The organism is Allomuricauda sp. MMSF_3307 (assembly GCF_030733585.1).
In the GTDB taxonomy this organism is placed as follows: domain Bacteria; phylum Bacteroidota; class Bacteroidia; order Flavobacteriales; family Flavobacteriaceae; genus Flagellimonas.
Genome location: NZ_JASHIQ010000007.1, coordinates 43,825 through 58,252 on the forward strand (window position 1 = coordinate 43,825; position 14,428 = coordinate 58,252).

General features: G+C 44.7%; 14 protein-coding genes and 1 tRNA gene. 10 read left to right on the forward strand and 5 right to left on the reverse strand.

What is annotated here, in order from left to right; translation table 11 throughout:
* The first annotated feature begins 46 nt into the window (after positions 1 to 46).
* From RBB12_RS15545 to deoD, 5 genes are all read left to right on the forward strand, one after another.
* Positions 47 to 1,561: an NADP-dependent isocitrate dehydrogenase gene (locus tag RBB12_RS15545; protein WP_306014574.1), complete on the forward strand. Its 1,515-nt coding sequence runs from the start codon at positions 47 to 49 to the stop codon at positions 1,559 to 1,561.
* A gap of 127 nt (positions 1,562 to 1,688) precedes the next feature.
* A complete protein-coding gene (locus RBB12_RS15550; protein ID WP_306014575.1) occupies positions 1,689 to 2,642 on the forward strand; it encodes an L-threonylcarbamoyladenylate synthase in 954 nt (317 codons plus the stop codon).
* A 111-nt stretch (positions 2,643 to 2,753) separates the two neighbouring features.
* Positions 2,754 to 3,158: a hypothetical protein gene (locus RBB12_RS15555; protein WP_179385004.1), complete on the forward strand. Its 405-nt coding sequence runs from the start codon at positions 2,754 to 2,756 to the stop codon at positions 3,156 to 3,158.
* The gene (gene deoC / locus RBB12_RS15560; protein WP_306014576.1) at positions 3,158 to 3,796 is read left to right on the forward strand and encodes a deoxyribose-phosphate aldolase; all 639 of its coding nucleotides are present in this window, start codon (positions 3,158 to 3,160) and stop codon (positions 3,794 to 3,796) included. The genes RBB12_RS15555 and deoC overlap by 1 nt, the downstream gene beginning before the upstream one ends.
* 6 nt (positions 3,797 to 3,802) lie before the next feature.
* Entirely contained in the window at positions 3,803 to 4,507 is a 705-nt protein-coding gene (gene deoD, locus RBB12_RS15565; RefSeq protein ID WP_306014577.1) for a purine-nucleoside phosphorylase, read from the forward strand.
* Positions 4,508 to 4,520: 13 nt separating this feature from the next.
* Here the strand turns inward: deoD and RBB12_RS15570 are convergent, their stop codons facing one another.
* A complete protein-coding gene (locus RBB12_RS15570; protein WP_306014578.1) occupies positions 4,521 to 5,780 on the reverse strand; it encodes a mechanosensitive ion channel family protein in 1,260 nt (419 codons plus the stop codon).
* A 208-nt stretch (positions 5,781 to 5,988) separates the two neighbouring features.
* Between RBB12_RS15570 and RBB12_RS15575 the strand changes: the two genes are divergently transcribed.
* The 5 genes from RBB12_RS15575 (at position 5,989) to RBB12_RS15595 (ending at position 9,896) form a co-directional block, all read left to right on the forward strand.
* A tRNA-Leu gene (locus RBB12_RS15575) sits at positions 5,989 to 6,072 on the forward strand.
* Between the two features lie 169 nt (positions 6,073 to 6,241).
* Positions 6,242 to 7,141 carry a MerR family transcriptional regulator gene (locus RBB12_RS15580; RefSeq protein WP_179385008.1) on the forward strand — a complete coding sequence of 300 codons (900 nt, stop codon included), beginning with the start codon at positions 6,242 to 6,244 and terminating at the stop codon, positions 7,139 to 7,141.
* A 6-nt stretch (positions 7,142 to 7,147) separates the two neighbouring features.
* On the forward strand, positions 7,148 to 8,608 hold the full coding sequence (locus RBB12_RS15585) for an NAD(P)/FAD-dependent oxidoreductase (protein WP_306014579.1): 1,461 nt from the start codon (positions 7,148 to 7,150) through the stop codon (positions 8,606 to 8,608).
* A complete protein-coding gene (locus tag RBB12_RS15590) occupies positions 8,605 to 9,447 on the forward strand; it encodes a phytoene/squalene synthase family protein (RefSeq protein ID WP_179385010.1) in 843 nt (280 codons plus the stop codon). The genes RBB12_RS15585 and RBB12_RS15590 overlap by 4 nt, the downstream gene beginning before the upstream one ends.
* Positions 9,444 to 9,896, forward strand: a complete 453-nt coding sequence (locus tag RBB12_RS15595; RefSeq protein WP_293285520.1) for a sterol desaturase family protein — start codon at positions 9,444 to 9,446, stop codon at positions 9,894 to 9,896. The genes RBB12_RS15590 and RBB12_RS15595 overlap by 4 nt, the downstream gene beginning before the upstream one ends.
* Here RBB12_RS15595 and RBB12_RS15600 read toward each other — a convergent pair whose 3' ends face one another.
* From RBB12_RS15600 to RBB12_RS15615, 4 genes are all read right to left on the reverse strand, one after another.
* On the reverse strand, positions 9,897 to 10,463 hold the full coding sequence (locus RBB12_RS15600) for a TlpA disulfide reductase family protein (RefSeq protein ID WP_306014580.1): 567 nt from the start codon (positions 10,461 to 10,463) through the stop codon (positions 9,897 to 9,899).
* Entirely contained in the window at positions 10,460 to 11,020 is a 561-nt protein-coding gene (locus tag RBB12_RS15605; RefSeq protein ID WP_306014581.1) for a TlpA disulfide reductase family protein, read from the reverse strand. Before RBB12_RS15605 ends, RBB12_RS15600 begins: the two co-directional genes overlap by 4 nt.
* A gap of 81 nt (positions 11,021 to 11,101) precedes the next feature.
* On the reverse strand, positions 11,102 to 13,369 hold the full coding sequence (locus RBB12_RS15610) for an aconitate hydratase (RefSeq protein WP_293285527.1): 2,268 nt from the start codon (positions 13,367 to 13,369) through the stop codon (positions 11,102 to 11,104).
* Between the two features lie 104 nt (positions 13,370 to 13,473).
* Positions 13,474 to 14,427, reverse strand: a complete 954-nt coding sequence (locus RBB12_RS15615; RefSeq protein ID WP_179385015.1) for a MoxR family ATPase — start codon at positions 14,425 to 14,427, stop codon at positions 13,474 to 13,476.
* Position 14,428 lies beyond the last annotated feature (1 nt).

Below are 14,428 nucleotides of genomic sequence, written 5' to 3' on the forward strand. Positions count from 1 at the left end.
TGATTTTTTACCCGCATATTTGCACTGTAACATAAACATAACCGAAATGGGTACAAAAGCATTAACTGAACAAAAAACAAAAAAACAACTCAATACCCCAGTAAAGATTGCCGTCGCCAACGGTGACGGAATCGGTCCCGAAATCATGAAAGCTACCCTGCGCATTTTGGAAGCTGCAGGAGCTCCGATTGAACCTGAATACATCGATTTGGGTGAAAAAGTCTACCTATCCGGCAATACCTCCGGAATCGACAGCAAGGCATGGGAAGCCATCCGAAGCAACAAAATTATTTTCAAGGCTCCCATAACCACCCCTCAGGGAAAAGGCTACAAAAGCTTGAACGTTACCCTGCGAAAATCCCTTGGCCTTTTTGCCAATGTACGACCAGTATCCGCCCTTTCTCCCTATGTACCCACCAACTTTCCCAAGATGGATGTGGTCATCATCCGCGAAAACGAGGAAGATCTTTACGCTGGCATCGAACATCGCCAGACACAAGAGGTCTACCAATGCCTAAAACTTATCACTAGGCCAGGTTGCGAGCGTATTATTCGATATGCTTTTGAATATGCCAAAGCGTTCGGAAGAAAAAAGGTCACTTGTATGGTGAAGGACAATATCATGAAACTGACGGACGGATTGTTCCATCAGGTTTTTGATGAAATCGCACTGGAATACCCCGAAATCAAAAATGAAACACAGATTATCGATATAGGTTCTGCCCGTTTGGCCGCAAGTCCAGAGGATTATGATGTTGTGGTCACGGCCAACCTTTATGGTGACATAATTTCCGATATCGCCGCGGAAGTAGGCGGTTCGGTGGGCATGTGCGGTTCCGCCAACATTGGTACCGAAGTTGCCATGTTTGAAGCCATACATGGATCTGCACCCGACATTGCCGGAAAAAATGTGGCCAACCCATCCGGCCTTATCAACGCAGCCATATCCATGCTGGCCCATATTGGACAAGCTGAAGTGGCGGATAAGGTGAAAAATGCTTGGTTGACTACCTTGGAGCAAGGCTTCCATACGGCCGACATTTATCAGGAGGGTGTCAGCACCGCAAAAGTGGGCACTCAGGAATTTGCTGATAAGGTCATCGCCAATTTGGGTCAAACCCCGAGCACGCTACCCAAAAGCTTGATGGTTCAAGGAAAGGGAACCATACAACTACCAGCATATGTCCGTAAAAACGAGACTAAGGAACTGGTAGGCGTGGATGTCTTCTTGGATTGGCAAGGTACGGACCCGAACGAACTCGGTGACGCCCTCGCAAAACTGGAAGTATACCAACTCAAGCTAAAAATGATCACCAACCGTGGAGTAAAAGTATATCCCGAAGGAATCAAAGAAACATACTGCACTGACCATTGGCGATGCAGGTTTGTGGGGATGGGTGCGCAAATTAGCGGCCCCTATCTTTCCTATGCGCCCATCACCTACGAACACGTTGTGGCCCTGTTGTCCAAATTGCACCATCTAGGTTTTGATGTGATCAAAACGGAAAACCTATATGAGTTTGATGGGAAACGAGGATTTTCACTAGGTCAAGGCGAATAGAACAACCATTTTGGATGTGTTTTGAGCGAGCGTATCGATCCTTGTGGTCGGTGCGCTTTTTCCATCCAAAAAATACCGTACTTTGCGCAACTTTTTAAAATTAAAAAGGCGAATAAAATACCTGATCATGTTACTAGGTCCCGATGAATTGGAAAAGGCGGTAGCCATTTTGAAAAAAAACGATGTTTTGGCCATCCCCACCGAAACCGTTTACGGATTGGCCGGAAACATTTACAGTGAAGAAGCCATTGCCAAGATTTTTGAACTGAAGAAAAGACCGCTCAACAATCCACTGATCGTGCATCTCCATAAGATGGAACAGGTCCATGAAATTGTAGCGGAATTTTCGACGAAAGCGAAATTGCTTGCCGAACAATTCTGGCCAGGCCCTTTGACCCTTGTGCTTAAAAAGGGAAACAACGTACCCGATTTGGTAACGGCAGGTAAGGATACCGTTGCCATCCGGATCCCCGATCATCCGGTAACATTGGCCTTGTTGGAAAAGCTACCTTTCCCCATCGCTGCGCCCAGTGCCAACCCCTTTAATAGGATTAGCCCCACCAGTGCCGAGCATGTACTTGGATACTTCCAAAATACACTGGCTGTTTTGGACGGCGGAGCTTGCAAAAAGGGTATCGAATCCACTATTATTGGTTTTGAAGGTGAAGAACCCATCCTGTATCGATTGGGTTCCATTTCCAAGGAAACCATAGAAGAGGTCATTGGTGAAGTCCGTGTTCAAAATAAGGCTAAAGCAGCGCCGAACGCCCCTGGCATGTTAAAAAAGCATTACGCCCCTACAACCAAAACCTATTTGACCGACAACGCCAAGGAGATGGCATACATGGCGGAAGGAAAAAAAGTAGGATTGCTGCGCTTCACAGGAAAGTCTGAAGACCCCAATTATCGTCATATCGAAATATTATCGCCATCCGGTGATCTAGCAGAAGCCACAGCCAACCTTTATGGCGCATTGCACCGATTGGATAGCATGAAACTCGATATGATCATTGCCGAAAGGGTGCCCCACATAGGACTTGGAGTGTCCATCAATGATCGACTGGAAAGGGCAACCCAATAATCACCCAAAATAACGCGGCATGATATGCTTCCCGATGTGGAATACGTGAGCAATGTCATAAAAATACGCTGGTTTTAGCCCTAATTTTAAACGAGTTTAAAAACAAGAATCATGTACAACTCAGAAAAAATAGGGAACGAATTCTATCAAAGTCTAGGCAAACTGTTCTATTTCGTGGCCATGGCCGACCATACCGTAAGGCCCATCGAGATTAAAAGGTTGCGAAACTATGTCCGCCAATACTGGTTGGATGTGGATGAAATTGAAGATGAGTTCCATACCGATGCCGCTTATCAAATAGAAATTGTTTTTGATTGGTTGGATGGGGAAGAAAAGGAAGGTGAAGCGTATTTTGATGAATTCAAGGAATTTTACAAAGAGCATCCCGAGAAATTTTCAGAACCCATCAAAAAATTGATTGTGGAAACCTCCGAAGCCATAGCCAAATCATTTGCCGGAAAGAATAGATCGGAGATGTTAGCTATCTTTAAGCTCAAACAACTGTTCAATCATTGATGAGCCTAGAAAAATACATTGACCACACCAATCTAAAACCTACCGCAAGCCATCAGGATATCGTTGCGCTCTGCAAGGAAGCCATTATAAATGACTTTTATGCTGTTTGCGTAAATGGGTGCCATGTGGCCACGGCTCACGAAACGCTTAAAGGAACTCCTGTAAAAGTGGCCGCGGTAATCGGTTTTCCACTAGGCGCCATGTCCACCAAGGCCAAAGTGTTCGAGGCCATGGATTGTATTGAGAACGGTGCGGATGAAATTGATATGGTCATTAATGTTGGATGGATAAAGTCGGAACGCTTTGATGCCGTCCGCGATGAAATCAAGGCCATCAAAAAAGCCATTGGACCCAAAATTTTAAAGGTAATCATTGAAACCTGCTACCTTACCGAAACCGAAAAAGAGCGGGCTTGCCTACTAGCCGTTGATGCAAAAGCCGATTTTGTGAAGACCTCCACGGGCTTTGGCAACGGGGGAGCCACTTTGGCCGATGTGCATTTGATGAAGCGCGTGGTAGCGGACCAACTTAAGATCAAAGCCTCCGGCGGTATAAAAACCAAGGAAGAAGCCCTGAAATATATAGCCCTTGGCGTATCGAGAATAGGCACATCCTCTGGCCCGGAATTAATCAAATAGCACATCATGAGCATACACATCGAGGCCAAAAAAGGAGAAATAGCAGAAACGGTTTTAATGCCCGGAGACCCATTGCGCGCAAAATGGATCGCCGAAACCTTTCTCGAAGACTCCTTTTGTTACAACCAGATCAGGGGAATGCTAGGCTATACGGGCACCTTTAATGGTCAACGAATTTCTGTTCAGGGCAGTGGTATGGGCATGCCTTCGGCCATGATCTATCTACATGAACTCATCAAGGACTACGGCGTAAAGAAGGTGATCAGGGTCGGTTCGGCCGGTTCCTATCAAAAAGACATTCAACTCAACGATGTTGTGCTGGCCATGGCTGCATCGACCACATCGGGCATCAATAATTCGAGGTTTATCAATTCGGACTACTCCCCTACCGCCAACTTTGATCTGTTCATCAAAGCGGTAAACTATGCCCAAAAACACGGCATTCCCATAAAGGCAGGCAATGTGCTCTCTTCGGATGAATTTTATGAGGACAACCCAAAGGCCTATGAGCATTGGGCAAAGTACGGTGTTCTTTGTGTGGAAATGGAAGCTGCGGGCATTTATACCATTGCTGCAAAATATAACGTAAAAGCATTGACCATATTAACCATTTCCGATTCCTTGATTACCGGGGAACAACTGTCGGCCGAGGCCCGGGAAACGTCATTCCAGCAAATGGTGGAAATCGCTTTGGCCGCCGCAATGCCATAAATCAACCTTTGAGCTAATCGTCAGTGGTGGGGATGTATGCTGCCGACACGGGAAGCTCAAAAAGCTCCAAGGAAAAATAAGGCAATGCCGCCAGCAGATGGTCAAAAATATCCGCCATTACATACTCATAATTCTCCCACCGCTTATCCGAACTAAATGCATAAATCTCTAAGGGAATTCCCTGCGGTGTCGGTTGCAATTGGCGTACCATTAGGGTCATTTTTTTATTGATGGCAGAATGACCCTCCAGATAATTGGTCACATACTTTCGGAACACCCCAAAATTGGTAAGGTTCCTACCATTGACCAATAACTCTTTATTTACCTGGTTATCCTGATTGTGCGACCTGATCTGCTCGCTTCTTGTGGTGATATATGCTTCGATCAATTGAATTTTTTTCAAACGCTCCACTTCTTCTTCCGTGAGAAAGCGGATACTTTTCTGCCGAATGATCAACGAGCGCTTGATCCTTCTTCCTCCAGATACCTGCATCCCCCTCCAGTTTTTGAAGGAATCGGAAATCAATGCATAGGTCGGGATTGTGGTGATGGTCATATCAAAGTTCCGAACTTTCACGGTCGCCAAACTGATTTCCACAACATCCCCGTCCGCACCATATTTTTCAAAAGTGATCCAATCCCCTATCCGGACCATGTCGTTTATGGTGACCTGTATACTCGCTACCAACCCCAGAATGGAATCCTTAAAAATCAACAATACCACAGCGGAGGCCGCACCCAAGGCCGTGAAAAATTTCCAGACCGTGGTGTCCGTCACTATGGCGAAAATGGTCAGAATCCCAATGATCCAGGCGAAAATCATGAAAACCTGCACATAGCTATCAATCGGCTTGTCCTTGAATTGGGTAAGGGTTTTTAGATAACTGTTGACACTTTTGAAGAATTTGCGAAAAATGACGAGGGTCAAAAAGACAAACAAAATCTTGATGGTCTTAAGGGCAATCACCTCTGCATAATCAAAATCTTCAAAAGCTACTGGTACAAACCTCAACAAAATGAACAAGGGAATCACATGGGCCACATACCGTGGTACCCGGTGTGCCACTAAAAAATTATCAAAATTGTTCTTGGATTTTCGGGCCAGGCGTACAGAAACAGCCCGCAAAATCTTCCAAAGGAGGATATCCAGAAAAAATACCAGGACCAAGACCACCAGCACCAACACAAAAAGATTGATGTATGCCGCCAAACCACCGGCCATGCCCTGTTCCAGTAAGTAGTTGTAAAGCAAACGACCTAAATCCTTGTCCATAATCCTTTTGAAAATAGAAATTTGACACAAAATTACGGGATTTTATCTACCCTGCTATGCAGGTTTCACATCATTTTAAGTGAGTTTGGGGAAGTTTGGCCCTAATGCGTCCGAAGCAAAGAAAATGATTTGCCCTCCTTATAAATTCCAATTTCAAGACCTTCCTTTTGCACAAAAAAATTATATTTGCACACCAAAAATCACGAAGGCCCACGTGGTGGAATTGGTAGACACGCTACCTTGAGGGGGTAGTGTTCGTAAGGACGTGCTGGTTCGACTCCAGTCGTGGGCACAAGAGAAAACCGCAAGCCATTGCGGTTTTTTTGTTCAACACTCCCTGAAAAATCCGCAATCCTTTCCCCAAAACCCTGATTTTTATACAGCGGTATCCAAATTTTATGATAAAAAACTAGGACGGCATCTATTTAATCGTAAATTTGTTTAACGTTTAAATGAAAATGATGAACAACGTAAAAACTTCCTTCAGCATTCGGGATATGGAGAACCTTTCGGGAATCAAGGCGCATACCATTCGGATTTGGGAAAAGAGATACAACTTGTTCAGCCCAGAACGAACAGACACCAACATTCGCACCTACAGTTTGGAGAGTCTGCAAAAACTGCTGAACGTCACATTGCTCTACAACAACGGTTACAAGATTTCCAAGATTGCCAAATTGGGAGAAGATAACATCCCGGTTTTGGTCAATGAAATCATCGCTGAAAAAAGCGAAAAGAGCCATGCGCTGAACTCCTTTAAGTTGGCGATGCTCAATTTTGATCAGGCGCTCTTCCTAAATACCTACAATGAGCTTACGGAAGATAAAACATTCACACAAATCTTTAACGATGTCTTTTTACCATTGTTGAACGAACTTGGGCTTTTGTGGCAGACCAATACCATCAGTCCTGCCCACGAACATTTTATTTCCAACTTGATCAAACAAAAAATCTATATCCATACCGAGCAGCTGCAGTTCGAGGCACCCACGAAAAAGGACGAGGTGTATGTACTCTTCCTCCCAGAAAATGAAATCCATGAGTTGGGGCTCTTGTACGTAAACTACCAATTGGCCTTGAATGGCTACAAAACGGTTTATCTGGGCCAGACCATGCCTGTGGAAAGTTTGGAAGACCTGCTCAAATATTACACGAACATCCGATTTGTTTCCTATTTTACCGTATCGCCGACCAAGGATGAAATAGACACCTATTTTAAGCGCTTTGGCGAAGTCCTTAAAAAGTCCCCAGGTTCCAAACTATGGGTACTTGGTCATCAAATCCAGGAATTTGACGACGATTCCGTTAAAGACCCCATAATCATATTCAAATCCATCAACCAACTGTTAGATTCGATTTAAAATCCAATGAAGAAAGTTATAGTAATCGGTTCGGGTTTCTCTTCCCTTTCGGCCTCTTGCTACTTGGCAAAGGCGGGATATGAGGTAGACATGTTCGAAAAGAACGACACCGTGGGAGGAAGGGCCCGTCAGCTGATAAAGGATGGGTTTACCTTTGATATTGGCCCAAGTTGGTATTGGATGCCCGATATTTTTGAAAAGTTCTTTGCCGATTTTGGCAAAAAGACCTCGGATTACTACCATTTGGACAAATTGAACCCCGCTTACAAAATATTTTTTGAGGATGATGTGATTACCATAGGTGACTGTATGGAAAGCATCTGTGAGGAGTTTGAGCGCATCGAATCCGGCAGTAGCAAGCATTTGAAACAGTTTATCGGTGAGGCTCAGGAAAATTATGACATCGCCATAAACAAAGTGGTTTTGCGTCCCGGGCTATCCCCATTGGAACTCGTAACCAAGGAAACCGTGCTCAAAGTGGACCAATTTTTCAAGACTATAAGTCAACAGGTCAGAAAAAGGTTCAAAAATCCCAAATTGGTGTCCACCTTGGAATTTCCTGTGCTGTTTTTGGGAGCCAAACCCAGTAAGACACCTTCTTTCTATAATTTTATGAATTTTGCCGATTTTGGCCTCGGTACTTGGCATCCCAAAGGCGGAATGTATGAAATCATCAAGGCCATGAAAGGTGTCGCAGAGGAACTTGGAGTAACCATACATACCGACAGTCCCGTCAGCCACATCCTAGTGTCCGAAGGAGAAGTACTGGGCATACGAAGTAAAGGAAACAATCACTTGGCCGATTATGTGGTCAGTGGGGCGGATTATCATCATTCCGAGACCCTTTTAGACAAAAAATACCGACAATATTCTGAGGAGTACTGGGCCAAAAAGACCTACGCCCCTTCCTCCCTATTGTTTTATATCGGTTTTGATAAGAAATTGAACAATATCGAGCACCACAACCTGTTTTTTGACACCGATTTTGAGCAGCATGCACAAGAAATATATGACCATCCACAATGGCCGAGCAATCCGCTGTTCTATGCCAATTTCCCCTCGGTAACGGATGCCTCCATGGCCCCGGAAGGCATGGAAACGGGCTTTTTCTTGGTGCCTATCGCCCCGGGCTTGGAAGACACCCCTCAATTACGGGATCAATATTTTGATATTGTGATGGACCGATTTGAAAATTTAACCCATCAATCTGTAAAAAATTCTGTAATTTTTCGGGAAAGTTTCTGCGTAAACGATTTTGTGGAACAGTACAATTCCTATAAAGGAAACGCTTATGGAATGGCCAACACGTTGCGCCAGACCGCTTTTTTAAGACCTAACCTCAAAAGTAGCAAGGTAAAAAACTTGTTCTTTACCGGTCAGTTGACCGTACCCGGCCCAGGGGTCCCACCATCCCTGATATCCGGTAAACTGGTGGCTGATTTAATCATTAAAGATGAAAACCGATGAAAACTATTTTTGACAACGTCTCGTACGATTGCAGTAAGATCGTAACCAAGTCTTACAGCACTTCCTTTTCCTTGGCCACCAAAATGCTGGCCCCATCCATCAGGGCCGATATTTACAATATTTATGGTTTTGTGCGCTTTGCGGATGAAATCGTGGATACTTTTCATGATTACGATAAAGCACAACTGTTCGATGCCTTTGAAAAGGACATGGAGCGCGCCATCGCGGATAAAATCAGCCTAAATCCTATTTTGAACGCATTTCAGCATACCTATCACAAATACGACATTCCGCATCATTTGGTGGAGTCTTTTATGAAGAGTATGCGGATGGACCTGACCAAGAAAAACTATGAGACTTTTGATGAGTATCGGGAGTACATCTATGGTTCTGCTGATGTAGTCGGCCTAATGTGCCTCTGTGTATTTGTGGATGGGGACAAGGAAAAATATGAAAGATTGAAGGAATCTGCCATGGCATTGGGCTCAGCTTTCCAAAAGGTAAATTTCCTCAGGGATCTTAAAGCGGATTATGAGGACTTGAACCGCACCTATTTTCCGGACACTGACCTTTTGGAACTCGATGAAGCGTCCAAAAGACGCATTGTCAATGAAATAAAAGCAGATTTTGCCTTGGGTTACGCAGGTATCGTTGAATTGCCGGAACAGGCTAAGTTTGGCGTTTATACTGCATACCGCTATTATAAAAAGCTGTTGCAAAAATTGCAGAGCACTCCACCTCTAGAAATAAAAAATACCAGGATACGTGTGCCCAATTATCAAAAATTCGGACTTTTGGCACAATCTTACGTAAATTATAAACTACAATTGGTACAATGAAAGTAGCACTTTGGATATTGATATTTTTGGCAACTTTTTGCTTTATGGAATTTATGGCATGGTTTACCCACAAGTATGTGATGCACGGCTTCTTATGGAGCCTTCACAAGGATCATCACAGAAAGGACCATGACTCTTGGTTCGAGCGTAACGATGCCTTTTTTATCTTCTATGCCGTAGTGAGCATGTCCCTGTTTTATCTGGGCAGCGCCACTTCTTTCTGGTATGGTTGGCCGTTGGGATTCGGCATATTGGCCTATGGAATCGCCTATTTTATGGTACATGATATTTTTATTCACCAACGCTTTAAAATGTTCCGCAATGCCAATAATTGGTATGCCCGTGGAGTCCGCAGGGCGCACAAAATCCATCACAAGCATCTAGGGAAAGAAGATGGGGAATGTTTTGGGATGTTGGTGGTTCCCTTCAAATACTTTAAGAAAAAGTAGTTATTGGGCCAGCAGTTGGTCCAAAAGATTGCGGACCTTGTCCGAATTCCAGTTGGCGGCACCTGTTTTGTCCACCACCACATCGCCTTTTTTATCTATGATGTAGGTAACAGGGATGCTTCCGCTCTCCAACGCTTTTGGTGCGGCCGATACTTGAAAATAGACAGGTAAATCATAGCTCTTTTTCTCCAAAAAAGTCCGCACTTTTTCTTGGTCGTCATTGGCTACAAAGGCAAATTCGACCTTGTCCTTATAGTCTGAGTAAAGTGTAGCAAAACCGGGAAGCTCAGCCACACAGGGCGGGCACCAAGTGGCCCAAACGTTGATCAAGATCACTTTGCCCTTTTTGGATTGAAGATTGGCTGGTCTACCTTCCAAATCGACCCAGTTCCAAGTGTAATCCTCCAAAACTGAACGCTCTGATTCTTCCACCGTGCTTGGACTGACAATCGCTGCGATGGCTTTGTTGGCCCACACGCGCACGTGAAATCCTACTGGGGTAAAAAGGATGAGCAATATCGCTACAATCCAAATAATATTGCCGACCTGTTCTTTTGTGATTTTCATTCTGCAATCAATTCATCCAATAACTGGTACACCATTTTCGAGCTCCAATCCGAAATGCCTTCTTCATGGATTACGATATGGCCCTCCTTATCGAGCAGATAGGATGATGGCACCTTGCTAGCATCCACCGGCATCTTCTCCCCGATGATCAAATAGGTGACCGGAAAAGAAAATCCATGCTCTTCCATAAAGGCTTCTACAGGTTCTTGCTCTTCATTGGTAATGATATAAAAATCCATTTGTCCTTTGTATTTGTCGTACAATTCCTGAATACTTGCAAGCTCCGCTTCGGAAGGCAGTCGCCAAGAGGCCCAAAAATTGATGAAGACCACATTCCCCTTGGATTTTTCAAAATTGAAGAAGTTCCAATCAGCATCCTTTAATCGCCAATCGTAATCCGTAATCTGTTGACGCTCCGTTTCCTCAATGACCGCTGGGGAAAACGAGAAGAGCCTGTTCAACCAGATTTTCCCATAATATCCAATGGGAGTCACAAAAAATGACAGGACAAAGAGAATCAAAATGATATTGAGGACGGTCTTCTTACTGATTTTCATGGAATGGTTTTTCTCAAAAAATAAAAACTCCTGACATCAATAGTCGACATCAGGAGTTTCAACAGATTATTTTAGATACAATTAAGCATTTTGTTTTTTGATCAAGTTCAAGGCCGAGCCTTCATTGAACCATTTGATCTGTGCATCGTTGTAAGAATGGTTTGCCATAATAGTGTCTTTGCTACCATCGGCATGCACTACCTCAATGGTGAGTGGCTTGTCTGGTGCAAACTCTGCAACATCCACAAAATTGAAGGTATCGTCTTCTTGGATCAGATCATAATCGTTCTCATTGACGAAGGTCAAGGCCAACATTCCTTGCTTTTTCAAGTTGGTCTCGTGAATCCTTGCAAACGATTTCACCAAAACCACAGCTACGCCCAAATGTCTCGGTTGCATAGCCGCATGCTCACGAGAGGAACCTTCACCGTAGTTATGGTCTCCCACAACAATGGTCTTGATACCTTTCTTTTTGTACTCGCGCTGGGTATCTGGAACTCCACCGTACTCCCCTGTCAATTGGTTTTTGACAAAGTTTGTTTTTTGGTTGAAGGCATTGACTGCTCCAATTAAGGTATTGTTGGCAATATTGTCCAAATGTCCTCTAAAGCGCAACCATGGTCCCGCCATGGAAATGTGGTCCGTGGTACATTTTCCAAAGGCTTTGATCAACAGTTTCATCCCTTGAAGGTCTTTTGCAGTGATAGGCTCAAAAGGCTCCAACAGTTGTAGTCTTTCAGAACCTTCGGCAACGATTACCTCAACTCCGCTTCCATCCTTAACGGGCTCTAGATAACCATTCTCCTTCACTTCAAAACCTTTTGGAGGCAATTCCCAGCCTGTTGGCTCATCCAACATCACTTCTTCACCGTCCTCATTGATCAACTTGTCGGTCAAAGGGTTAAAGTCCAAACGACCTGCAATGGCAATCGCAGCGGTCATCTCTGGTGATGCCACAAATGCGTGGGTATTCGGGTTACCGTCCGCACGCTTTGCGAAGTTTCGGTTGAAGGAATGTACGATACTGTTCTTGGGTGCGTTCTTTGGATCTTCATAACGTCCCCACTGACCGATACATGGTCCGCAGGCGTTGGTGAAGATTTTGGCATCCAGCTTTTCAAAGATTTCGAGGATACCGTCCCGCTCCGTTGTATATCGTACTTGTTCCGAACCTGGGTTGATTCCAAACTCGGCCTTTGTCTTCAATTTTTTGTCCAAAGCCTGTTGTGCAATCGATGAGGCTCTAGATAAATCTTCATAGGAAGAGTTGGTACAGGAACCGATCAATCCCCACTCCACGGCCAATGGCCATCCATTTTTCTCCGCCTTTTCCTTCATGGTCCCCACTTCTGTGGCCAAATCCGGGGTAAATGGTCCGTTGAGCAATGGTTTCAATTCGGAAAGATTGATTTCGATCACTTGATCAAAATACTGCTCTGGATTGGCATATACTTCGGGGTCTGCAGTCAAGTGTTCTTTTACTTTATTGGCTTCATCGGCTACATCAGACCTGTCGGTAGCTCTTAGATAGCGCTCCATGGACTCGTCATAACCAAAGGTTGACGTGGTAGCACCGATTTCAGCACCCATGTTACAAATGGTTCCTTTACCGGTACATGACATGGACGTGGCTCCAGGGCCAAAATATTCTACAATGGCACCCGTACCGCCTTTTACGGTAAGAATTTCGGCTACTTTAAGGATAACATCCTTGGGTGCGGTCCAACCTGATAGTTTTCCGGTCAACTTTACACCGATCAATTTGGGGAATTTAAGTTCCCAGGCCATTCCGGCCATTACATCCACGGCATCGGCACCACCTACCCCAATGGCCACCATACCCAATCCACCGGCATTTACGGTGTGTGAGTCGGTTCCAATCATCATACCGCCCGGAAAGGCATAGTTCTCCAAAACTACTTGGTGAATGATACCTGCTCCCGGCTTCCAAAAACCGATTCCGTATTTGTTCGATACAGACTCCAGAAAATCAAAAACTTCCTTGCTGGTCTCGTTGGCATGCTTCAAATCTTGTGCGGCACCTTCCTTGGCTTGGATCAAGTGGTCACAGTGAACCGTTGTAGGAACTGCCACCTTGTCTTTTCCAGCCTGCATAAATTGCAACAGGGCCATTTGGGCCGTTGCATCTTGACATGCAATCCTATCGGGGGCAAAGTCAACGTAATCCTTGCCTCTAACAAAGGCTTTTTCCGGTTTACCGTCCCAAAGGTGGGAGTATAAGATTTTTTCTGAAAGTGTAAGGGGCTTGCCCACCAATTCACGGGCCTTTTCCACGCGTTCCCCCATGGAAGCGTAGACACCCTTTATCATGTCTATATCAAATGCCATTCTACAATTGAGTTTTTAAGATTTTCGTAATTCGGTAAATTTACTAAATCGTATAGTAATTTGGAATTAGAATCGAACTAAATCCTTCTGGACCGAATTATTTTTTACAACAGTTCCGTAATAATTTTTTCCTCGGTAAGGCCTTCAGCTTCCGCTTTGTAGTTTTTCAAAATCCGGTGACGAAGGATTCCCAGGCTTACCGCCTTTACATCTTCAATGTCCGGAGAGAACTTCCCGTGGATGGCGGCATGGGCTTTTGCAGCCAGCACCAAATTTTGTGAAGCCCTTGGCCCAGCTCCCCAATCGATGTAGTTTTTTACAAAATCAGGTGCGTCTTCTTGCCCTGGCCTTGTTCTGTTCACCAGCCTCACGGCATAATCGATAACATTGTCGGGTACCGGTATGCGACGAATCAAATGTTGTACTTCAATGATCTCTTCAGCATCAAAAAGTGTATTGATGGTCACCTGATCATCGGTGGTGGTGGATTTGACTACTTGTATTTCCTCAGCGATGGACGGATATTTGAGTTCGATGGCGAACATAAAACGGTCCAATTGGGCCTCTGGCAAGGGATAGGTTCCTTCTTGCTCAATGGGATTCTGTGTGGCCAGTACAAAATAGGGCTCATTGAGCTTGTACTGCTTTCCACCAATGGTCACCGCCCTTTCCTGCATAGCTTCCAACAAGGCAGCCTGTGTTTTGGGTGGCGTCCGGTTGATTTCGTCCGCGAGGATGATATTCCCGAACACAGGACCCATAATGAATTTGAAGTTGCGGTTTTGGTCGAGTACCTCACTGCCCAAAATATCACTGGGCATCAAATCGGGTGTAAACTGTATCCTTTTGAAATCCAATCCCAAGGTCTGCGCTATGGTATTGACCATCAAAGTCTTCGCCAGACCGGGAACACCTATCAGCAAGGAATGTCCTCCAGTGTATATGGACAAGAGTATTTGTTCGATGACCGCCTCTTGGCCCACAATGACCTTTGCGATTTCCTTTTTTAGCTCTTGATGCTTTTTAACCAGATTTTCTACTGCAACAACATCCGACATA